Origin of the sequence: Mucilaginibacter pocheonensis (assembly GCF_031456535.1) — a bacterium.
GTDB lineage: Bacteria > Bacteroidota > Bacteroidia > Sphingobacteriales > Sphingobacteriaceae > Mucilaginibacter > Mucilaginibacter pocheonensis.
In genome coordinates this window covers 1,194,077-1,217,623 of sequence record NZ_JAVDUU010000002.1, presented here as the reverse complement: position 1 = coordinate 1,217,623, position 23,547 = coordinate 1,194,077, and the positions used below count along the sequence as shown (strand labels likewise).

17 protein-coding genes are annotated in these 23,547 nt (G+C 42.0%); 4 read left to right on the top strand and 13 right to left on the bottom strand.

Going from position 1 to position 23,547, the window contains the following annotated elements; all coding sequences use genetic code 11:
• Nucleotides 1-64: 64 nt before the first annotated feature.
• The 3 genes from J2W55_RS12235 to rlmH form a co-directional block, all read right to left on the bottom strand.
• Complete coding sequence (locus tag J2W55_RS12235) at nucleotides 65-475, bottom strand: Dabb family protein (RefSeq protein WP_310096055.1); 411 nt, start codon at nucleotides 473-475, stop codon at nucleotides 65-67.
• A 518-nt stretch (nucleotides 476-993) separates the two neighbouring features.
• The gene (locus tag J2W55_RS12230; RefSeq protein WP_310096053.1) at nucleotides 994-1,926 is read right to left on the bottom strand and encodes a cation diffusion facilitator family transporter; all 933 of its coding nucleotides are present in this window, start codon (nucleotides 1,924-1,926) and stop codon (nucleotides 994-996) included.
• A 220-nt stretch (nucleotides 1,927-2,146) separates the two neighbouring features.
• The gene (gene rlmH / locus J2W55_RS12225) at nucleotides 2,147-2,620 is read right to left on the bottom strand and encodes a 23S rRNA (pseudouridine(1915)-N(3))-methyltransferase RlmH (protein WP_310096051.1); all 474 of its coding nucleotides are present in this window, start codon (nucleotides 2,618-2,620) and stop codon (nucleotides 2,147-2,149) included.
• 64 nt (nucleotides 2,621-2,684) lie between these two features.
• On the opposite strand from rlmH, the gene J2W55_RS12220 reads away from it, so the two are divergent.
• Nucleotides 2,685-4,493, top strand: a complete 1,809-nt coding sequence (locus J2W55_RS12220; protein ID WP_310096049.1) for a MutS-related protein — start codon at nucleotides 2,685-2,687, stop codon at nucleotides 4,491-4,493.
• A gap of 135 nt (nucleotides 4,494-4,628) precedes the next feature.
• Here the strand turns inward: J2W55_RS12220 and J2W55_RS12215 are convergent, their stop codons facing one another.
• The 3 genes from J2W55_RS12215 to leuS form a co-directional block, all read right to left on the bottom strand.
• Nucleotides 4,629-7,151, bottom strand: coding sequence for a TonB-dependent receptor (locus tag J2W55_RS12215; protein WP_310096047.1), 2,523 nt, complete (start codon nucleotides 7,149-7,151; stop codon nucleotides 4,629-4,631).
• A 141-nt stretch (nucleotides 7,152-7,292) separates the two neighbouring features.
• Nucleotides 7,293-8,261, bottom strand: a complete 969-nt coding sequence (locus tag J2W55_RS12210) for an acyltransferase family protein (RefSeq protein ID WP_310096045.1) — start codon at nucleotides 8,259-8,261, stop codon at nucleotides 7,293-7,295.
• 227 nt (nucleotides 8,262-8,488) lie between these two features.
• Nucleotides 8,489-11,335 carry a leucine--tRNA ligase gene (gene leuS / locus J2W55_RS12205; RefSeq protein ID WP_310096043.1) on the bottom strand — a complete coding sequence of 949 codons (2,847 nt, stop codon included), beginning with the start codon at nucleotides 11,333-11,335 and terminating at the stop codon, nucleotides 8,489-8,491.
• A 197-nt stretch (nucleotides 11,336-11,532) separates the two neighbouring features.
• On the opposite strand from leuS, the gene J2W55_RS12200 reads away from it, so the two are divergent.
• Entirely contained in the window at nucleotides 11,533-12,321 is a 789-nt protein-coding gene (locus J2W55_RS12200; protein ID WP_310096041.1) for a hypothetical protein, read from the top strand.
• Between the two features lie 82 nt (nucleotides 12,322-12,403).
• Here J2W55_RS12200 and J2W55_RS12195 read toward each other — a convergent pair whose 3' ends face one another.
• The 4 genes from J2W55_RS12195 to J2W55_RS12180 form a co-directional block, all read right to left on the bottom strand.
• Complete coding sequence (locus tag J2W55_RS12195) at nucleotides 12,404-12,940, bottom strand: RNA polymerase sigma factor (protein ID WP_290325261.1); 537 nt, start codon at nucleotides 12,938-12,940, stop codon at nucleotides 12,404-12,406.
• Between the two features lie 267 nt (nucleotides 12,941-13,207).
• Nucleotides 13,208-14,227, bottom strand: coding sequence for a UDP-N-acetylmuramate dehydrogenase (murB, locus tag J2W55_RS12190; protein ID WP_310096038.1), 1,020 nt, complete (start codon nucleotides 14,225-14,227; stop codon nucleotides 13,208-13,210).
• A 40-nt stretch (nucleotides 14,228-14,267) separates the two neighbouring features.
• Nucleotides 14,268-15,941, bottom strand: a complete 1,674-nt coding sequence (locus J2W55_RS12185) for an ArnT family glycosyltransferase (RefSeq protein ID WP_310096036.1) — start codon at nucleotides 15,939-15,941, stop codon at nucleotides 14,268-14,270.
• 157 nt (nucleotides 15,942-16,098) lie between these two features.
• Complete coding sequence (locus J2W55_RS12180; RefSeq protein ID WP_310096035.1) at nucleotides 16,099-17,079, bottom strand: glycosyltransferase; 981 nt, start codon at nucleotides 17,077-17,079, stop codon at nucleotides 16,099-16,101.
• A gap of 187 nt (nucleotides 17,080-17,266) precedes the next feature.
• On the opposite strand from J2W55_RS12180, the gene J2W55_RS12175 reads away from it, so the two are divergent.
• Nucleotides 17,267-18,583, top strand: coding sequence for a sugar MFS transporter (locus J2W55_RS12175; RefSeq protein ID WP_310096033.1), 1,317 nt, complete (start codon nucleotides 17,267-17,269; stop codon nucleotides 18,581-18,583).
• Nucleotides 18,584-18,684: 101 nt separating this feature from the next.
• Here the strand turns inward: J2W55_RS12175 and J2W55_RS12170 are convergent, their stop codons facing one another.
• From J2W55_RS12170 to J2W55_RS12160, 3 genes are all read right to left on the bottom strand, one after another.
• Nucleotides 18,685-19,125, bottom strand: a complete 441-nt coding sequence (locus J2W55_RS12170) for a sterol desaturase family protein (RefSeq protein ID WP_310096031.1) — start codon at nucleotides 19,123-19,125, stop codon at nucleotides 18,685-18,687.
• Between the two features lie 115 nt (nucleotides 19,126-19,240).
• The gene (lpdA, locus tag J2W55_RS12165) at nucleotides 19,241-20,644 is read right to left on the bottom strand and encodes a dihydrolipoyl dehydrogenase (protein WP_310096029.1); all 1,404 of its coding nucleotides are present in this window, start codon (nucleotides 20,642-20,644) and stop codon (nucleotides 19,241-19,243) included.
• Between the two features lie 61 nt (nucleotides 20,645-20,705).
• Entirely contained in the window at nucleotides 20,706-21,707 is a 1,002-nt protein-coding gene (locus J2W55_RS12160; protein ID WP_310096027.1) for a phosphotransferase enzyme family protein, read from the bottom strand.
• Nucleotides 21,708-21,868: 161 nt separating this feature from the next.
• Between J2W55_RS12160 and J2W55_RS12155 the strand changes: the two genes are divergently transcribed.
• Complete coding sequence (locus J2W55_RS12155; protein WP_310096026.1) at nucleotides 21,869-23,524, top strand: M1 family metallopeptidase; 1,656 nt, start codon at nucleotides 21,869-21,871, stop codon at nucleotides 23,522-23,524.
• The last annotated feature ends 23 nt before the right edge of the window (nucleotides 23,525-23,547 follow it).

Below are 23,547 nucleotides of genomic sequence, written 5' to 3'. Positions count from 1 at the left end.
CACATGGTTTTATGCCAGGCATTAATTTATTGTTAATTTCAAAAGGAAATTCCGGGTGGCATTCTCACGCATCTACTGCGTCATAAACAATAACTTTTTCCCAGAGATGGCTGCAATTTTTAATAAACTCCAAATGTATAGGGTGGGTTTGATAGGTAGCCTGTCCGGCCAAATCGCTAAAGAACATCAGTTCAGATACAGCCCAGCTGTTATCAACCACATCACGCTTCTCCGTACTGGCTACCACGCCTACACGCAGTTTTTTTACCGTTTCAATTTTTGATAAGGTTTTCACACCGGCTACCAATTTATCGCGGTCTTCAACAGAGCCGGGGTTTTTAAGCCAAAAAAATACGTGATGAACTACCGGCCATTCTTCTTTTTCCTGAACTGTAAATGGCATTGCCGATGCGGCTATTGTACCAGCGGCAAGCACTGCCGTGGTTGTAATAAATTTGCGTCTGTTTGTTTTCATTGCAGGCTAAATAATGGCTTAAATTAATAAGAATTATTTAAAGATCATTGAATGCGAGAGGAAACTACACTCCTCTTAAATTAGCAGGTAGCATGTTAGGTAAAATATGGTTTGCTTCGTTGAATAAAATAGGCCGTCATGGGTAGCTTTTATGTCATTTCGAGCGATAGCGCGGCAATCCCGGCACTGCAGGGCAGCCCTGTGTAGTTCGCGATTGCTTGTACTGCGCAATAACATACTTACCCACACCTGTCATCCTGAGCGATAGCGAAGGATCTTCTTCGCTCTGCTAAACGCCGACTTTTGCATTGAAGAAGATACTTCGCTCCGTTCAGCATGACAAAGTGGAATTTGTATCCCTCAGGGTCCTCTGCGAGAGACCCTAAGGGGACGAGAGGCCGCGCGTAGAGGCCTTTCCCCGCTATCCTTCGACAGGCTCAGGATGGCAGCTCTTTTTTGTGTCATTACACTTTCAAAGCGGATTTTAAAACTCAGCATGCCACCTTTGTTTACCCATTTTACAAGCACTCCGGCTGCTTGCATTTTTCATCAGCAAACTCGGGCTCAAAGGTACTATGGTTAATGTCAAGGTGCTGCAGGCGATGGCGCAGGTCGTGTTTAATATTGTCAAAGTCGGCCATATTTTCAGGCTTTATCACCAGGTGGGCGGTGAGCGCATTTTCTGTAGTGCTAAGCGCCCATACGTGCATATGGTGTACATCAACAACCGCTTTGCATTTCATTAGTTCGGCCCGTATTTTGGTGAGGTCCATTTCGGCTGGTACGCCGTCCATTTCCAGCCGCAGGCTGTCTTTAAGCAGGCTCCAGGTACCACGTAATATAACCGCGCCAATAATTAAGCTTACTACGCTGTCTATCCAGTACAAGCCGGTAAAGTAAATGATTATACCTGATACCACAACCCCTAATGATACTATGGCATCAACCGCCATATGCAGGTAAGCGCCTTTAACATTCAGGTCGGTATCTTTATCCTTTACAAACAGCCAGGCAGTAAACGCATTGATAACAATACCGATAAAAGCCACCCAGGCCATTGTACCTCCGGATACGGTTTCGGGATTCATAAAGCGAACAATGGCTTCATAAACAATAAAACCTACCGCCACAAACAAAATGATGGCGTTAAAAAAAGAAACAATGATGGTTGATCTTTTATAACCGTAGGTGTATTGCCTGTTGGCGCTTACTTTGGTAAGCTTAAATGCCAGCAAGGCCAAAGCCAGCGAAGCAACATCGCTCAGGTTATGCCCGGCATCTGTTAACAGCGATAAGGAATGCGTTATGAAGCCGGCCACAGCTTCAACAATTACAAAAGCGGAGTTTAAAATGATCCCTATAATGAACGCCGAATTCAAATGATCCAACTTAGGGGCATGATCATGGTGATGGTGCCCATGCGCGTGTGAATGATCGTGACCTGCTGACATATAGCAAAGATAGGACTTTTGATGTGCAGAAATACAAATATCAGGTATACCGATGTTTGTCTTAATCGAAAGTTCATCTGAACCCCGATTTTTCATTTATTATTTTTCAATGCCGGGGTACGTTAACAGATTAATGGATCATCGCCGTTTCACCTAAACGCGAATCAAAATCCAACGATCTGATTAATCCCGGTTCAGACAAAAATTTACCTGTCTGATATTATTCATGGTGATAGGGTTCGCCTTTGATAATGGTATATGCGCGGTATAACTGCTCAACAAAAAAAAGGCGCACCATCTGGTGCGAGAAGGTCATGCGCGAAAGGGATATTTTATCATTAGCCCGTTGGTAAACGGATTGATCAAACCCATAAGGGCCGCCAATTATAAAAACAAGGTTAGCTGATGAACTGATCTCCTTTTTATTGATATAAGCCGCAAACTGCGTCGACGAGTATTCAACGCCTCTTTCGTCAAGCAATATGACGTGGTCAAGCGGGGTTATTTTTTTTAGTATCAATTCCGCTTCCCTGGCTTTTTGCTGTTCCGTACTTAACGCTTTGGTATTTTTCAGTTCGTTAATCTCAACCAGTTCCAGTTTGGTGTAATGCTTCAGGCGCTTTACATATTTGTCAATACCTTCTTTTAAATAAGCATCTTCGGTTTTGCCAACGGTTAAAAAAGTGATCTTCATATTCAACAAATAAACGTTTATTTAAAATATATGTGTTTATTTAGCCTCAACTTTTTTAACAGCAATGGAACCGGATATCATTGATAATTATAAGCAACGTGCCGCACTGGCCAGCCAGGAAGCCGATAAATATAAAAAACTGGCCAACACTTATTCGCTGCTCAGGCTTAGTATTTTTGTGCTGATAGCCATATCCATATACTTTGCTGTGCAGCAGGATAGCTTTAGTATAGTAGCCATGTCCTTTATAGCGCTTGTTTTTGCCTTTGCGTGGCTGGTATCGCGGCAAAGCAGGTATGAGCGCCAAAAACAGTATTTTGACGATCTGCAAAAAGTAAACCTTAATGAGATAGCCAGCATACAAAGTCATGCCAATATATACCATGATGGTTCGCGGTTTGCCGCCGAAAAGCATTTTTACACCGCCGATCTTGATATTTTCGGTAATGCTTCCCTGTACCAGCTGGTAAACCGTACTGCCACCTCAACCGGAAATAACAAGCTGGCCAAATGGTTTGACAAACCATCATCAAAAGAAACCATTTTACCGCGACAGGATGCCGTTAAAGAAATTGCTGTTAAAAACAACTGGAAGCTGGATATACAAACCCGGCTGTTGTTTGCCTTACAGCATGATGCCAACCAACTACAAAATTTATTTAAATACCTGCACCTGTCGTTAAACATGCCTGGCGAAAAATGGCTGCATGCATATTCAAAAATTGCTCCTTACCTGTTTACCGGCTTACTGGTATTGGCCTGGTTTTTTCCCGTTGCCAAGCTTGCCGCCATTTTAGTGGGCCTTATCAATATGGGCATTGTTTTTTCAAAGGCCATGTATATCAGGAAAGCTGATCTGATAGCCGGTAAAATAGGCGATACCCTGGCCAACTATGCCGATGTGTTTAAACGTATTGAAGATGAAAAATGGCAGGCCGCTTATACTGTGGCCCTGGCGGGGCAGTTAAAAACAGGACAAACATCAAATAAAATAAAGGAACTATCGGTATTGATCAATAAGCTTAATTATCATTTAAACATGATCATAGGTTTTATACTGAACTTGTTTTTTTTGTGGGATATACGCCAGGTGATAGCCATTGAGAACTGGAAACGGCAAAACAACGATAGCCTGGAGGCTGCCTTTAATGTAATTGCCGAGTTTGAAGCGCTGATCAGTTTGGCGGGATTACATATTAATTACCCACAGTGGAGTTTCCCGCAAATTGATGACAGGCCCGGCTATACCCTTACAGCCGATAAGCTCGCGCATCCTCTTATTGATGCCGGCAAACGTATTGATAACGATTATGAACTTGATGATGCTTTTAAGATAGATATTATTACGGGATCAAACATGGCTGGCAAAAGCACCTTTTTACGTACCATAGGTATCAACACCGTACTGGCACTTTGCGGTGCGCCTGTATGTGCCAAAGCCATGCGGGTGTCGGTAATTACCCTTATCAGCTATATGCGTATCAAGGATTCGCTCAACGAAAGCACCTCCACCTTTAAGGCCGAGCTTGACCGCCTGCAAATGCTGCTGGCCGCCGTTGAACATGAACCAAAGGTTTTTTTCCTGATAGATGAGATGCTGCGCGGTACCAACTCTGTTGATAAATATTTGGGGTCAAAAGCGGTTATTGAACAACTGATCAGCAAGAAGGCGGTTGGTATGGTGGCCACTCATGATCTGCAGATAGCGCATCTGGAAACTAAATATCCCGACTATGTACGCAACTTTTATTTTGACATACAGGTAAAGGACGGAGAAATGCTGTTTGACTATAAAATAAAGCATGGCGAATGCAAAACCTTCAACGCCTCGCTCCTGCTGAAACAGATCGGCATCAATGTGGAAGCTCATTAGAAAAAGCTGGACCGGCATGACATCGCTTCACCTGCCGGCCTTTTACGTATGATAAAAAAGAACGCGGCCCGGGAGATTCCCGAGCCGCGTTCTTTTTTAAGTCCTGATTCCTGACGCTAACAATGGTCGGAGATATTAACGTCCGCCGCCTGTTGGAGCTCCTTGTGCGCCCTGATCACCTTGTTTAAGGTCGTCGTTATTGATACCTTTTTTAGGCTGCTGCGGGTTGCTGAAGCTTAGCTTACCAAAGCTATAGCTAAACGTTACGCCAAATGAGCGGAATGGAAACGCAAACTTGCTCGATTGGTTAAAGGTTGGCGTTTTAATATTTGAATTAAAGTTTTTGTAAGTGCTAAACGGCTCAATGGCATTAATACCAATTGACGCTCTTTTCTCCATAAACTGTTTTTTAACACCAACGCCAAATATACTGAACGAAGGATTTGATCCCTGTATAGTACGGCGGGCCGAATTTTGAACCGCAAAACTTTCTGCAATAAACCCGCTTGGTAAAGTAACCGATGCACTCAGGAATGCATTATACTGTACGTAGGTATTGGTTTGTGTTTGCTGCCCCTGGAATGAACCTGAAGGGGTTGGCTTATAAGTATAGGCATTGATACTACCACGTATGGTGAGTATTTTAATAGGATTTATTGATCCAAAAAAGCTTGCACCAAACGAATTATTAACACCAATGTTACGGAAGGTTGTAATGGTTCCGTCCTGATCAACGCCATCTACCGACACCTTAATAGGTGTAGCCAGGCCTTCGATCAATCCGCCTGTATGTTTGTAATAAGCCGATAAGTTAATAACCGATGATTTGATAAAAGTATTATACCCCAGTTCAACAGTTTGCGATACCTCTGGCGATAAAGCCGGGTTACCCACAGTTTGTGCAGTTATATTGCTTTTATTAACAAACGGATTTAAAAACTGTAAGCTTGGGCGTGTAATACGTTTACTATATGATAGCTTAATAGTTTGCGTTGCACTCAATTGTTTTTGCAAAGTTAAGCTTGGTATATAAGTAGTATAGTTTTGATCAAAAGGCTGTAAACTTTGTACCGCACTGGTAGGTTCGCCATGTATATCTGTATTTTCAACCCTTGCACCAGCCAGTATGGAGTAACCCTTTTTCAGTGTAAAAGTAAGCACTGTATAGCCGGCAAATACGGTTTGATTATACTTATACAGGTTTGAGTTGTTTGGATCAAACACAAAATCATCACCGGTAGAAGGAACAAAGTAATCTGAGGTACTGCTTATCCTCCTGATTATATTTTTGCCACCTGCTTCAATTTTAAGCAACTTACTTACAGGCAGGGTATAATCTGCTTGAAAAGTGTATTCGTTATTGATACCGTTAATGTTGTTTTTTTGATTATCAAACACCGATGAAAAAACGCTGGTATAATCCGTTACAATTTTGCTATGGCTCCATTGTGTAGATAAATCTAACTCTTCGCCTTCTTTTTTAAACTTGTGGGTATAATCCAGATTCCAGTCAAACCCGCCAAAGCTATTATGCCCTAATGTATTGCTGGTATAAGCCGTGTCAAGCGTTCTGTCGTAATAATAAGTCTGCGTGGTGGTTGAGTGACTGTTAGGATCAAAACCACCCTGATTTAACCTGATAGATGTTCTTAAATTGTTAAAGGCATTAAAATCATACCCTGCTGATGCGGTACCTATAATACCATGACGTTTAACCCTGCTTGTACCATTTGAGCTTTGTGAAAAATGAGTAGCCGGGTCATTATAATTAAAATCCTGATCAGATGAGGTAAGCGAGGTTTGCGGCCAGGTCATGTTACCACCCACATTAGCTGATAAGCTTAAACGGTTATGGTTATAGTTGATATTGGCATTGCCATTATTTTGGCGTGTGCCAATGCCGCCGCTAACCGAGCCACTGATGCCTGATACATTTTTTTGCTTGGTAATGATGTTGATGATACCGGCGGAACCTTCTGCATCGTACTTGGCCGATGGAGAAGTTACCACCTCAATGCTTTTGATCTGATCGGCAGGAATGGTTTTTAACACATCAGATAAACTGGCCGAGGTAGCACCCGATGGCTTGCCGTTTATCAATACACGAACGTTCTGGTCGCCGCGAATAGATACGTTACCATTAAGGTCAACCGCTACCATAGGTACTTTTTGCAGTACGTCAGTAGCATTACCGCCGGCGGCAGTAAGGTCTTTTTCGGCGTTGTAAACAATTTTGTCTATCCGGTTCTCAATCAGGGGCGCCTGGCCAACCACATTAACTTCTTTCAATGCTTTTGCGCCTGGCGATATAAAAACAGTACCCAGTTTATTATCGGGTTTTGACGCGGTAGTAACAACCGGCTCAATGGTTTTTGACGGATAACCGATAAATGAGATCACTAATTTGTAATTGCCTGGTTTTACGTTATCCAGTTTAAAATTACCTTTATCATCTGTTAGTACGCCGGTAATGGGTGATTTTCCTCCGCTGCGGTATAAACCTACGGTGGTGTAATCCATGGGTTTTTTGGTTATTGAGTCAATTACCGTACCTGATATACGTCCCGTAGTAGTTGGCCCGCCGCCGCCCACGCCAAACTGCGCATTCGCCGTCAGTGCAAAACAAAAAAGTGCTATAAATATGTAAAAATGTTTCATTGCTAAGTATTTTCGTAATTGGAGGCGAAAATAGTTTAAATGTTACATGCTAAAACCCTATTTTTTTAATAAATTACAAATTGTCATGTATATGTTACACTAAGAATGTGTTAATGTGACACAATTACCGTTGCAAGCCGCTCAAAACGTTGGTTGACTTACTTTTTTGAGGCCATAATTTATACGCTTTGATAGCTTTAAAAAAGGAGCTTCCACCAAGCGGTAAAAAAAATAGGCGAATAAAACGCTTATCAAAATCCCGGTTAAAAATGATATACCTTTAAAGATCAATGTTTTTGGCAGGTGTGTACCCATGTAAACCACCAGGTTGCTCCCAATCATATCATGCGTGAGGTACAGTGAAAATGAAATTTTCGAAAAAAATGTAATTATCGGATAACTCTTTAATGGCGCCATCAGCAAGCCTAACGCAAACAGCGTAGCGCAGGTTTGCAGCCAGCCAATCGCGTGAACACTGCAAACGGTAATTAGAATACCCCAAAAGAGCGTCCACCTTAAATTTTTACCTCCTGACAGGTACAGGTAATATAAAATACCCAACGCAAACGGCGGAAAAGCATTCAGTAAATTTGATCCGGGCGCTTTTATTACAACAGATAAAACGCTTAGTAACAATAAAAAGCACGCTCCCCAACGCTTAACAAAAAAAGGAAAACACAGGGCAACAAACAGGTAAAACTGAAACTCTATACCCAGCGTCCAGTAAACCGGACTAAGATAAGGTTCACCTAAAAAGGAATTGAGATAAGCGAAATGGCTCAGTACATTAAACCAATCTGGCCTGTAATGGGGCGTCATGATCAGTTTTACCAAAATAGCCAACCCTATGGATATGATATAAGGAGGTTCAATACGGATAATACGCCTGCTGATAAAGCGGCCGCTCATTTTCCAGGTATAATTTCGGGGTATGGCCCAGCAAATGATAAAGCCCGACACCAAAAAAAACATATATACACCGAGCCAGCCATAGTTTAAAACAGGTAAGGCCTTACCACCCAAATGGAATAATGCCACAGCTATTGAAGCTATAGCCCGGATGTAATCCACTTGTGGTATATGTGTTTTTTGCCTGCTCGGTGCGGTCATTATTTAACCAGAAGATTTTTGCCTGGTTAACGCTAAGATATATCTTCTTTTTGATTTGACGCTCCGGTAACATCTAACAAAAAGAGAATGGGTTGTCCTGAGCTTGTTTAACCCATTCCCTTTTTGTCACCCCAGGTACCAGTTTAGATGATAAGACCTTCACTTCATTTTCCTTTCAGAGAACGCCGGTCTTTAAGCTCACCATACTTCATCAGTACATGGTGGGGTTAAACCACCATGTTTACAATTCGGCCCTTTACCACAATTACCTTTTTAGGCGTTTTACCGTCAAGATATTTTTGTACATCGGCATTGGCCAAAACAAATTCTTCAATAGCTTTTGGCTCCAGGCTTAATGATATATTAAGGTTTAATTTCATTTTACCGTTGATGCTTATTGGATAAGCAAATTCGTCTTCAACCAAATAGGCGCTGTTAAACTTAGGGAACGCCGCATATGATAATGTACCGGCAGGGTTACCCAGCAAGGTCCAGAGTTCCTCGCAAATATGCGGGGCGTATGGCGAAAGTATGATCACCATATCCTGCAATATCGCGCGGTTATTGCTTTTCAGATCGGTAAGTTCATTAACCGCTATCATAAAGCTGGATACCGAAGTATTGAACGAGAAACGCTCAATATCTTCTTCTACCTTGCGGATAATCTTGTGCAATGATTTTAATTCGGCTTTTGATGGCTGAGCATTACTTACGCCAAACTCCCAGGCATCGTTATGGAACAAGCGCCAGAATTTACGCAGAAATTTGAAAACCCCCTCAATACCATTGGTATTCCAGGGCTTGCTCTGCTCCAGCGGACCAAGGAACATTTCGTACATGCGCAAAGTATCGGCACCGTAACGTTGTGCTATATCATCGGGGTTCACCACGTTATAGTAACGTTTTGACATCTTTTCAACCTCAACCCCACAGATGTATTTACCGTTCTCAAGAATAAATTCGGCATCTGCAAACTCAGGGCGCCATTCTTTAAACTTGTTTATATTCAACACTTCATTCTCCACCATATTAACATCAACATGTATTGGCGAAGTGTGGTATTGTTTGATCAACCCGTGGGAAACAAAGGTATTGGTGCCGCGTCCCATTTCGTCAATTAAACGGTACACAAAGTTGCTCCGGCCTTGTATCATCCCCTGGTTAATGAGCTTTTTAAACGGCTCTTCCTCAACCACCAGGTCAAGATCCTTTAAAAACTTGTTCCAGAAACGGCTGTACAACAAGTGCCCGGTAGCATGTTCGCTGCCTCCAATGTACAAGTCAACGTCTTTCCAGTAAGCAATTGCTTCTTTTGATGCAAATTCATGATCGTTGCGTGCATCCATATAGCGGTACCAGTACCAGCTTGAACCTGCCCAGCCAGGCATGGTGCTTAATTCGTACTCTCCTTCCGAATGTTTCCAGCCTTCGGCCCTGCCCAATGGGGGTTCGCCGCTTTCGGTTGGCAGGTATTTATCAACCTCGGGTAGTAATAAAGGCAAATGCTCTTCTTCAATTAAGTGAGGTAAACCATCCTTAAAATAAACCGGCACAGGCTCGCCCCAGTAACGCTGACGGCCAAATATGGCATCACGCATCCTGAAGTTTACTTTGGCTTTACCGGCGCCAATGGCTTCCAATTTAGCAATAACGGCTGCTGTACCTGCCTTATAATCCAGGCCGTTCATAAAGTCGGAGTTAATATACGTTCCTTCTTTGGTTGGGTCGGCCTCGGTTTCAATATTTTGGATGTCTATGATCGGTACTATCGGCAGGTTAAAATGTTTAGCAAACAAATAATCGCGCTGATCACCCGATGGTACGGCCATCACCGCGCCTGTGCCATATCCGGCCAAAACATAATCGGCTATCCATATCTGTATCTTTTCGCCATTCAGCGGGTTAAGCACATAGCTTCCCGTAAACGCGCCCGATACGGTTTTGGCATCAGCCATCCTGTCCAACTCCGATTTCTTTTTGGTTTGGGCAATGTAGGCATCAATGCTGGCCTTTTGCTCCGGCGTGGTCAATGATGCTACCAGCTCATGCTCGGGCGCTATCACCAAAAAGGTAACTCCAAAAATGGTATCAACCCGGGTGGTGAAAACTTCGATGTAGTTGTGTGTTGTGTGTTGCGTGTTGGCGGTTGTGGGAGTATTTTGGCTTCCCGGACGCCCATCCTCGCTCCCAGCCCCCTCTATCGGAAACTTTACGCTCGCGCCGGTGCTTTTACCTATCCAGTTGCGTTGCATTTCTTTTAGCGGCTCGGGCCAGTCAATAGTATCAAGGCCTTGCAACAAACGTTCGGCATAGGCAGTGATGCGCATGCTCCACTGCATCATTTTCTTTTGCTCCACAGGATAGCCGCCGCGTTCGCTAAAGCCGTCCTTTACTTCATCATTGGCCAATACAGTACCCAACGCCGGGCACCAGTTCACCGTGCTTTCGCGCAGGTAAGTAAGGCGGTATTTTAACAATTCGTTCTGCTGATCGCGGTAGCTCAACGCTTTCCATTCATCAGCGGTAAAACTTAATATTTCTTCATCGCACACGGCATTAATACCAGTCGATCCATTTTGTTCAAAATGCGCAATCAGTTTGGCAACAGATTCGGCTTTATCCGTATCCTTATTATACCAGGAATTGAATAACTGCATAAATATCCATTGCGTCCATTTATAAAAATCGGGCGAACTGGTGCGCACCTCACGGCTCCAATCAAACGAAAAGCCCAGCTGGTCAAGCTGGCGGCGATAGGTTGCAATATTATCAGCAGTGGTAATAGCAGGGTGCTGCCCGGTTTGTATGGCATACTGCTCGGCTGGCAAGCCAAAGCTGTCATAACCCATAGGATGCAACACGTTAAAACCCTTTAAACGTTTGTAACGTGCAAAAATATCAGAAGCAATATAACCCAGCGGATGGCCTACATGTAGCCCGGCACCCGATGGATAAGGGAACATATCCAGCACGTAATACTTAGGTTTGGCGCTTTTGTCTTCGGCTTTAAATGTTCCGTTAGCGGCCCAAAACTGCTGCCATTTCTGCTCTATATCTTTAAATTGATAATCCATTTTATTATTTACACGTATGAGGTTGCGAAATTAAGAAAATCCCTATTAGTTTGGTAGTTAATTGATGCTTTGTTTATCGTTGTTACAGAAGTTCACCCGGATTTACAGGTGTAACCATTTAACATAACTGACAGATCAGTTTTTCTTAATTTGCTGATAATAAGTTAAGTTTGCATAATCACTCAATAAACCTTATTATGAAACACCAGTTAAAACTCATCTTTTTATTACTTATTTGTATAGCTGTTGGCTATACTGCATGTACCAAATCAAGCATCACCCGTAGCTCGAATATGGTTGCCCCCAAAGTGGTAAGCAATCAGATAGCTTTAAATCTTAAACAAATGTTATACGGCGAATATGGATCCTTTAGCATTGCCGATGGGGTAGATATGCCCGTAAATATGGATATTGGCCACAAAGGCCGTTTGAAAATACAGTCGGCCACTGCTCAACCTGAATGTGGCTTTAAGATTGATACTGCTTTTCAGTTTTCCCTTGACCTGAGCGATACCGCAAAATTTGATGTGTGGAATAAAATAAAATATGAAGTGCTATGCACCGGCGGCGTGCTATCTGGCGTTAGCGTTTATGACAGTTTAAATGTATCGGCAACAACAAATACTTTTACTATAGTGTCAAAAAGCGGCGAAACCTTGGTACTTAAAAGATTAGTGCCCGGTGATAAAAACTCACAGCTTTCATTGAACGGGTCATTAAACGTTAACGCGACAATCCAACCCAAAAAAGCATCGGAAAAACCTACCGTGGGTACCTATAATTTTACGCTGAACTCGTTGGTTATTGATCCTGTCAAAAACGGCGATATTATAAAAGGCTCGGGTACGTTTGCTACCAAAGGCAGCAATGCCGATGGAATTTGGGATTATAAAGGAACCGTTGTTTTTTTAGGTGATCATAAAGTTAAGATCACCATAAACGGATCGTCCTATACGTATGATCTGCAAACGGGATTAGCGGTATAATTTACAAGTAAGGTTAACCATCAATATAAAAACCCGCTATTAGGCGGGTTTTTACTATATATGATATGGTGAGTTTAATCTATTAATTTTCGGCATAAACGGGTTTGGCAATACCGTTATCATAAGCTTTTAAATTTTTCTTTAATAACTTACGCGCTACGTGGATGCGGGTTTTTACCGTTCCGATAGGGATATCCAAATGATCGGCTATTTCATGATATTTATGTCCTTCAAAATACATGGTAAATGGAACGTAGTAATCTTCAGGCAACCTGTCGAGAGCTCTTTTAATATCATCCATCACAAACTTAGCCTCGCCTTGATTTTTTGTTGAACTGAATACCAGGTTTGGAGATGATATTTCATCAGACTTGGTAACAAATGTGCTCATTTTAACAAAACGGCGATAATTGTTGATGAAAGTATTTTTCATGATGGTATATAACCATCCTTTTAAATTTGTACCCTCTTTAAACTTATTGTAATAAGTTATGGCCTTCAACATTGTATCCTGGACAAGGTCGTTAGCATCATCTGCGTCATGTGTAAAATGAAGGGCGTAAGACCTTAATGAACTTGCCTGACGTAGTACTAGGGTGTTAAACTCAATCTTTGTCATTTTGTTAAAGTTTTGTATCAACAGTAGGACAACCATAATGCCATTTACCTGTTAACTCAAACCTTAAAACAATATGCTGGATGAAATTTTAATTAAAAACACAACAGTGTACAATATACACAAACAATATATTTAATATGCTGATATACAAATACTTAAATACAATAACCATAGCAGATGAAAAGACTGTTAAATTACGGCTGTGTAACAAAAATGTTATAAAGAGGTCAAAAAACGGAAACGAAAATTTAATTAAAATAAAATTATTTAATTAATAATATTCACTTCCCGTTGCAACATAACGCCAAATTTAGTGTACACACTGTCTATGATTTGCGACGAAAAGCTATACACTTCCTCGCCGGTGGCGCCTCCATGATTCACTAATACCAAGGCCTGATTTTTCCAAGTACCGGTATTTCCCGCTATTTTTCCCTTCCATCCGCATTGTTCAATGAGCCATCCCGCGGCCAATTTTACCAGGCCCTCGCCAGCCGGGTAGTTAACCACATCAGGAAATTTTAACTGGATCGCCTTGAACTCGTCAACACTGATCAGCGGATTTTTAAAAAAGCTCCCGGCATTACCAATAGTAGAAGGATCGGGCAGCTTAGATACCCGGATATGCGACACCACCTGCGAAACGTCTTTTATAGTAGGCGATGTAATGCCCCGGCTAGCCAGCTCCTGGCCTATAGCGCCGTACTGGGTATTGATATTTGGAATAAGCGATAAATGAAACTTCACAGATACTATAATGTACATCTCTTTAAGTTCATTTTTAAACACGCTTTCGCGATAACCAAATTTACAATCGGCTTTGGTAAAGGTTTTAAATGTACCCGTTGCAATTTCAAAAGCTTTGCAGCTAACAAAAGTATCTTTTAGTTCCACACCATAAGCGCCGATATTTTGAATTGGCGATGCACCTACCGAACCGGGAATGAGACTCAGGTTTTCAATACCTGCATATTCGCGGGCGACGCAAAAATTTACCAGATCGTTCCATACTTCGCCGCCGCCGGCTTCTACAAAAACATCGTTATGGCTTATGCGGTGTTCAATACCGCGAATGTTCATACGGATTACCAGCCCGTCAAAATCATTGACCAATAACAGATTACTTCCACCGCCGATCACCAGTCGCGCGGTTTGCTGCCATTGCGGATCGGCAAACAGCTCCACCAGTTCGTCTTCATGTGCTATCTCCACAAAATAACGGGCCATGGCATCAATACCAAAAGTGTTAAAGTTTTTAAGGGATACGTTTTCCTGTATTTGCAGCATGGGGAGATTTCGGATTTATCTGGGGCGAATTTCGGGATTTTTATTTTGCAGTGCTGCCTAATCTCACCAAAAAGAAATGATTTAGCGTACTTAACCGTTTTGCTTTAATAATGAATGGCAACGTCATGTTTTCGTTCGGATAGTTGTTAAACGCTTTTATTAACTGAAAAGGCGTATTGTTGTTTTGCAGTGCTGCTTTTTGGTCGTCATTAATTAATATAAGCGCGTAATTATGCTTGGCGGCTTCGTCTATGCTCATAAACGTAACAGGCTGATGAGTGTAAAACTCAAAAGCATTCGGCACATTGAAGGCCGCTATCACTTCCTCATTCGGATGGTGCTGGTTGATATATTCGGCAGCATGCAGATCGCCCTTAAAAGTGAGCAGCGTAGGATATACCACACCCATGAGGTAGGCATTAACCCACAAACTAACACAGCAGGTGAGTAAAAATAAAGCTTGTGGTGTTGAGGCTGTATTTTTATAAATATAAAAAGTGATACCCGCCAATAAAATACAGAGTGGCAAAAATACAGTCAGGCGCTCGGGTGCGAAAATAAAGTTGAGCGCTATAACGGCAATGATCAGCAAACCGGCAATCCCATACTGAGCAATAGTAAAAAACTTATTTTTACCGCTGCTAAAAACTTCGCGTACAAAGCCAGCCGTTATAATAGCAAAGAACGGGAACAGGATATTGGTATAAAATGGCAGCTGAAATTTAGAGACCGAAAAAATGAGCAGCATCACCACAGAACCACTAATGGTCATATACTCTGGCAATTTTATTCCTTTTATCATTTTACCAATATGCCTTACCAGCGCATAATAAAATAAAAGCATCCATGGGGCAAAAGCCCATAAAAGCGTATGCAGAAAAAAGAAGATACTGCCATGTGTGTTTTTGATAAAGCTATTGTTGTTGAAACGACCGAACTGGCTATCCCACAAAAACCAATGAATGCCTGATATACCGGTTTTACCAAAAACCACTTTTTCGGGATGCAGATCAAACTGTATATATAAGGTATAAATTTCGGGCAGGGTAAAAATAGCCACCAGTACAAAGGCAAGCAACCATTTCCAATGAAAAAGACCTTTGATATCCTTTTTAAACAGGTAGTCACCAATAATAGCACTGCCAACAGGTATCAGCAGGTATATCCCTTTAGTCATTACCGCGCAGGCAGTGAATAACGACGCCAGCAAAATATCAGCTAAGCCAAATCGTTCCTTCACTTTATAAAAGTGGTATACAGCCCCCATCAGCAAACCCATAATATAAGGTTCGGCCCGCACATCGGTGTTCGACATTAAAGCGTGCTGCGCTGTAAGTAATATTAAGATGGCTATGAGAGCCGTTTGCTGATCGTAAAATTTTCGGGCAAGCTTATAAGTATATACAACCGACATCAGAAAAAACAACAGCGCGGGTAATTTATAAGCTATGGTATTTATGCCAAAAAGTTTAAAGCTCAGGGCAGCTATCCAGAAGGGAAAATGCGGTTTATCCAGCCAGTCTTTGCCGTGATATATAAGATCCGTAAAATTATTGCTTTGGGCCATATTACGGGCAAGCACACTATACAGACTCGGATCGTCAGTAAAATATTTAATGCCTATACCAGCAATATTAACCAGTACGGCTAAAACCAATACTACTATATATGGCCTTTTTTGAACGGCGGATAATGTGGACGCTGAACTATTCACCTGGTATATTTAGGACGCAAAATAACGCATTATAAAATTAATCATTTGTGGCGCAATCAAGATTCTTTAAAATTGAACCCGGAATTGCAGCGAATTGACTCATCCGGCTATGTTACGCCTGACGCCTTCTCAACCAGGCAAATCAATAATTCATGTCTTACCCATTCCAGGGTAAATACTTTGGTGCGGTTTCCAATAGTGTCGGGTTAACTGCATTTAAAGTTTTACCGTTTAAAACCTCCTGATACAGCATCAGGTATTTTTGAGCCATTTTTTGTACAGTAAAATTGTCAACAGCATAATCATGGCAAAGCTGGGTATTAAATTGGCCTACGGCTTTAAGTCCATTGCTGAGCACCTGCCGGCTATTGCTCAGCAAACCAACATCAGGCGATACCAGTTCGGGCAGGGAACCATAAGGCGTACCAAACACCGGGCAGCCAAAATACAGGCTCTCAATAATGGCCAAGCCAAAGGGTTCGTTCCATAAAACCGGGAACAGTAAAGCTTTTGAACTATTGAGTACTGTTGATTTTTGTACATTATCAACCATCCCTTTAAATCTTACATTTAAATGCCAGGTAAAGCGCAAGCCCATTTTTAAATTAAGACGTGAACCTCCCAAAACTATAAGTTTGTTACCGCTTTTGGTGGCTACATCAATTGCCCCTTTTACGTTTTTAACGCGCCAGGCCGCCTTTGCCAAAAAATGGGTGTGGGTACGATCTTTTTTCAGATCCGGCCGTGGATAGTCGTCGGGGTCAAGACCATGATGTACAAAAACCGATGATCCATGACGGGTAGCATGGTCGGCAGATACAAATACCGAGTTCTTATCTAAAAACTGCCCATAGCCAGGGTTATTATGCACATTAATAAGGTAAGGCTTTTTTGTAAAACCATTAACCTGGAAATGAAAATGTACCACGTCAACATCACCGGGCACCTGTTGGTTCATATCAACAGTTGGGTCATATACCAGCACTTTTGCAAACGGACATTCAGAGCCGGGGGCTACCAGATAGGTAATCTCATGCCCCAGCCGGTTAAGTTCTTTACCCAGCCACCAGATCACCCTTTCGGTACCGCCGTATTTAGCAGCGGGTATTTGGGTATTGTTAACTATTAATATTTTCATGCGGCCGAACAATGTGAGCGTCCGAATTTCGGAATTTTAATTTGGATTGACGCCCCATCGGTTGATCATGATTTTTATACTCAAAATGAATTTAATTTTATTAATTTTCATTTTAGCCATATAATCTACCAACTTTTTTAATTATTTTAGAAACTTCATTAAGTTCTTAACAATTTAACTAAAAGAAATGGATACTGTTATCAATACACAAAAGCCGGCCCTAAAAAAATCAGCTGTAAATCCTATAATCATTATAGGTGCCCTATTTTTCATTTTCGGGTTTGTAACCTGGCTAAATTCAGTATTGATACCCTATTTAAAGATCGCCTGCCAGCTCAATAACATCGAATCGTTTTTAGTGGCCAGCGCCTTTTACATCGCTTACCTGCTTATGGCCAAGCCCTCGGCCTGGTTGCTCAAAATATTTGGTTTCAAAAATGGCATGGCTGTAGGTTTAATCATTATGGCAGTGGGGGCGCTGATATTTATACCCGCGGCGTTAACACGCACTTACGCCATTTTCCTGATCGGTTTATTTGTCCAGGGTTCAGGACTGGCTGTTTTACAGTCTGCATCAAACCCTTATATTACAATAGTTGGCCCACCAGAAAGCGCCGCCAAGCGCATCAGCATTATGGGTATCTGCAATAAATTTGCCGGCGTGCTGGCGCCTATTGCCCTTGGTGCTGTTGTATTAAAAAATATTGATGCCTTTACCGCCAACCTTGCTAAACTTGATGCTACTCAAAAAATAGCCGAACTTAATGAACTGGCCTCAAGGGTAATATTACCATATGTACTTATTGTTGTTGTATTGGTGATACTGGCTGTACTGATCTATTTTTCTGGTCTGCCCGAAATTGATACCGATCATGAGGATGAAACGGTGGCAGCCGCTAACTCCAGTAAAACCAGCATAATGCAGTTCCCACATTTGATTTTAGGAGTAATAGCCTTGTTTTTATACGTAGGGGCCGAAGTTATTGCCGGCGATTCCATTATCAGTTACGGCGTTGCACACCATATCCCTCTATCTACAGCAAAATATTTTGCGTCCGGTACACTTGCCTGTATGGTTATTGGTTATATCGCGGGTATTTTATTTATTCCCCGTTATATTTCGCAGCAAAAAGCACTTGTATATTCGGCTATGCTGGGTGTAATTTTAACTATGACCGCTCTATTTGTCCCTAAATATGCTTCAATAAGCTGCATAGCCCTTTTAGGCCTGGCCAACTCATTAATGTGGCCCGCTATATGGCCCCTGGCTCTATCAGGCTTGGGCAGGTTTACCAAAATAGGTTCTTCATTGTTAGTAATGGGAATAGCCGGTGCTGCTGTTTTTCCGCCTGTTTATGGTTTTTTAGTTGATCAATCAAAAGTAAGCGCCGGACCCGAAGCCGCTGCCCAGACATCATACTGGATATTGCTCCCTATTTATCTGTTCATCCTTTATTTTGCGACTATAGGCTATAAAAAAGGAAAACATGTGATAGCTGTATAAAATAAATATTTTGGCCTGAGCCATGATTTAAAGGATTTTAAGTATTACCCTGATTTAGCAGATCATCGGAACCCTTAACTGAACAAATTATGGCTCAGGATTCACTTCTTAAACCATTTCCTGCTTGCCACCAATAATCCAAACTCTTCGGAAGGTTTTTTCTGCATGGATTTATGATGGATCTTATGCGCCCGGCGGATGCCCATCAAGTAACGGTTATTGCTTTTAAAAGATTTAAAGCGGTTGTGGATAAACCAGTCGTGAAAAATAAAATAAATGATGCCATATATGCTGATGCCGGTACCAACCCAAAAGTGGTAATCTAGGCTAATATGCCCTATCCACATAAGCCATAAAGCAAATGCGGCGAAACCAATACTAAAGATATCGTTCAGCTCAAACCAGCCGTGACTTTCCTGATGATGCGTTTTATGGATAAACCAAAGCGGACCGTGGAAAAGATATTTGTGCATAGCCCACGAGAGCGCTTCCATCACAACAATGGAGAGCAGTACAATGCCGGTATTAATCAGGACGATCATCAATACGATATAAAAACTTATTAAACATAAAAGCAGAAACATTTGAGTTTGTTTCTGCTTTTCTAACCAATGTTATCTAAATCAAATCCGAAATCGCAATTCCAAATCCAAAATCTTATATATGTATCGCCCTGTTCTCAGTAGCTGCTAAGCAGGCTTCGCGCATAGCTTCGGTATAGGTTGGGTGAGCATGGCTCATGCGCGAAATATCTTCGGCACTTGCACGGTATTCCATTGCTACTACAGCTTCCGCAATCATATCCGCGGCACGCGGACCAATCATGTGTACACCTAATATTTCGTCGGTAGTAGCGTCGGCCAATACTTTTACAAAACCGTCCAGGTCACCACTGGCACGGGCACGGCCGCTGGCCTTGAACGGGAACGAACCTGTTTTATATTTTACACCGGCTGCTTTGAGTTGCTCTTCAGTTTGCCCAACTGCTGCAACCTCGGGCCAGGTATAAACAACACCAGGTATCAGGTTGTAATCAATATGCGGTTTTTGGCCTGCAATAATTTCGGCTACCAAAGTACCTTCATCCTCAGCTTTGTGGGCAAGCATCGCGCCTTTAATAACATCGCCAATAGCATAAACACCTTTAACGCTGGTTTCCAGATGATCGTTAACGGTAATTTTACGGCCGCGTTCTTCAACAGTAATACCTATTTTATCCAGGCCTAAATTATCGGTATAAGCCACACGGCCAACAGCTACCAGGCAATAATCGCCTTTAAGTTCTTTTTTCTCGCCTTTAGGCGTATCAAAAGTTACAGTAACTTCTTTCCCTTTTACGGTAGCACCTGTAACTTTATGACCGAGGTAAAATTCCATACCCAGTTTGGCTAATACTTTTTGCAGCTCGCGGCCCAATGCCTTATCCATAGTTGGGATAATGCCATCCATAAATTCAATTACAGATACCTTGGCGCCTAAACGGGCATAAACAGAACCCAGCTCCAAACCGATAACTCCGCCGCCTATCAGCACCAGATGTTTAGGGATTTCGTTCAATGTTAAAGCTTCGGTAGACGTGATGATGCGCTTTTTATCAATCTTTAAAAAAGGCAGTGCCGATGGTTTTGAGCCGGTAGCAATGATCACGTTAGTAGCGGTAATCTCCGTTTCGGTGCCATCGCTTTTTTTAACGATTACGGTATTTTTATCTTTAAATGATCCGATGCCAAAATGGGTATCGATCTTATTTTTCTTCATCAGGTAGCTGATACCGCTGGTATTGGCATCAACAACTTCCTGCTTGCGTTTGATCATTTGCCCGAAATCAATTTTCAGGTTGTCTAAATTAATACCATGCGTTTTAAAAGCATGGGCAGCGTTATGATAATGTTCAGACGAATCAAGCAAAGCCTTTGACGGGATACAGCCTACATTAAGGCAGGTACCGCCAAGAGTGGCATATTTTTCAACGATAGCAGTTTTTAAACCCAGCTGGGCACAACGTATAGCAGCTACATAGCCCCCCGGGCCCGAACCGATAACGATAACATCATATTGCATAGTAGAGTATTTTGGTTGGCAAAGTTAATGGTTATTAGGCTATTATTTTATAGATATATGGTCAAAATTCACAATACTTGTTTACCCAGGCTTTTATAAGAGCGACCCTGTCTTTTATAAAACGCTGCCCGAAAAACAGGTTCGACCAATCATCAAAATTCTCATATTGGAAGCCCAGGTAAAACACCCAGAAACCCACCCCAAGATAAGGTATAGCCTCAATCTCCTGATCTGATACGGGCCTTACTTCGCGATACGCTGATATAAAAACATGATACATGCGGTCGGCTTCCTCATCGGTAAGCTTACCGGTATAGGTATGCATAAAAAAATGCACAAAGAATGACATCAGATCATTTGCCAGGTAACCTTTGCCTGCGAAATCAAAATCAAAGAATGTGAGCTTGCTATCATTGGTAAAATGAAAGTTTTTGGGCAGAAAATCATACTGGCAATAACCATAACTAAATCCGGAGAGATCAAATGAGCTTAGTTTTTCAATAACTTTTGCAGATATATCTTTTAAATACACATATTCCGCAGGAAGCTCCGTAAAAGCAGGCTCCAGTATCTCCAGCGGCCGGGTTAGCGTAGTTTCGAAAGTATAGGGCTTGCGGGAATAATCTAACTCTGCCGTAACAGCAATGTTATGCACAATAGCCATTTGATTGCCCACCGTTTTCAGCTGCGTGTCGTTAAGGTCCGAAACCGGCTCACCTTCGGCATAAGAAAATAGTATACCATAGCGGATACTTTCCGGCGCATTAAAGGTTTGCAATGTTTGCCCTGCTATATCCCGTAAAGGATAAGCCACACTTGCCCCCCGCTCTTTAAGCAGGTTCAGCAGTTCAACTTCGCCAAGGATCTCACCATGCGACCGGTGTTGCTCGCGGTATATTTTGAAGATATATCTGGCATCGGCTGCCTCCAAAATATAAGTATCACTAACCCCGCGCAACAGGTATTTACAGGATACCAGCTTTAAATGATAAGCATTTTCTATATGTATTTTTAGCGCGGTAGCTGAAAGAGTAGAATATTGTACAGGGAAAGTTGGCATCATGACAAGATTTGAAGGTAGAATTGACCGTAAAAGTAAATAAACTCTATACCTGCAAATAAATTAAAATTTTGCTCTGTTTAGTGTAACAGTATCGAAAGGAATAGCTAATTACTGAATTACTTAGTAGCTTAGTTCCTGAAATATTTTTATTGAGCTTACACATGATCAAAAAATTACTCCTTCCTGTTATTTTATTAGGGATTATTGGCAGCACACACGCCCAGCTGATAGAACCTAAAGAAAAATTTACCCATGCCGATACGCTGCGCGGCAGCCTTACCCCGCTGCGTACCTGTTATGATATTAATTACTATCATCTTGATGTTAAGGTTAATATTGATCAAAAGTTCATCAGTGGCAGTAACCTTTTTAAATTTACCGCCACGCAGGATTTCACCAAATTACAATTTGACCTGTTTGCCAACCTTAATGTAGATAAGGTAGTTTATAAAGGAAAAACCCTGCCTGTTACCCGCGAGGGCAACGCCGTATTTGTAACTTTTCCGCAAACCATTACCAACGGCAGCAGGGATGAATTTAAAGTATACTATTCTGGCAACCCTACAATTGCTAAAAATGCACCCTGGGACGGCGGGTTGGTATTCCAAAAAGATTCATTGGGTAAGCCCTGGGTGGCTACCGCCTGTGAGGGTGTGGGGGCCAGCATCTGGTGGCCCAACAAAGATCACCTGAGCGACGAGGTTGACAGCATGATGATCAGCATCAGTGTGCCTAAAGGACTAAAAGATGTATCGAACGGTCGCCTGCGTAAAGTTACTGCTTTAAAAGATGGCTATACCCGGTTTGACTGGTTTGTAGCCAACCCAATTAACAATTACGATGTTGCAGCCAATATTGGCGACTATACCCATTTTAGCGACAGCTACGACGGAGAGAAGGGTAAACTTACGCTTGATTACTGGGTATTGCCAGCCAGCCTTACAAAGGCAAAAAAACAATTTGGCGAAAACGTAAAACCTATGCTTAAAGCCTTTGAACATTGGTTTGGCCCCTACCCTTTTTATCAAGATGGCTATAAGCTGGTAGAAACTCCGCACCTGGGCATGGAGCACCAAAGCGCTACGGCTTATGGCAATCATTATTTGAATGGCTACCTGGGTTATGACATGTCTGGCACAGGCTGGGGTCTTAAATGGGACTACATTATAGTTCATGAAAGCGGGCACGAATGGTTTGGCAATAATATTACCGGTAAAGACCTTGCTGATATGTGGATCCACGAAAGCTTTACCTGTTATTCCGAATCGTTATTTATTGAAGATAACTGGGGTAAAAAAGCAGGCCAGGAGTATAATAAAGGGCTAAGAGCCGGTATTAGTAATGACAGTCCTATTGTTGGTGTATACAATGTAAACAAAGAGGGCTCGGGCGATATGTATCCCAAAGGAGCTGTGTTGCTTAACATGGTACGCACCATCATTAATGATGATGAAAAATGGCGTACTATTTTACGCGGCCTTAACAGTACATTTTACCATCAAACCGTTACTTATGATCAGGTAGTTAATTATATTAACGAGCAGTCGGGCAAAAACCTGTTGCCTATTTTTGATCAGTACCTTCACTATAAAACTCTGCCTACGCTTGAGTTTGCCATGAAGGACGGCAAGTTGCTTAGTCGCTGGATAGCTGACGCTCATGGCTTTACTATGCCTGTGCAAGTAAGGGTTAAAGGAGGCGAATATAAATTTATCACCCCTACCACTCACTTTACTCCTGTTGATGTTGATAGTGCTACCAAAGACAATATTGAGGTGGATACTTTTAACTACTACATTGGTATATTAAAAGATTAAGTTAAAGATTATACGATAACAAC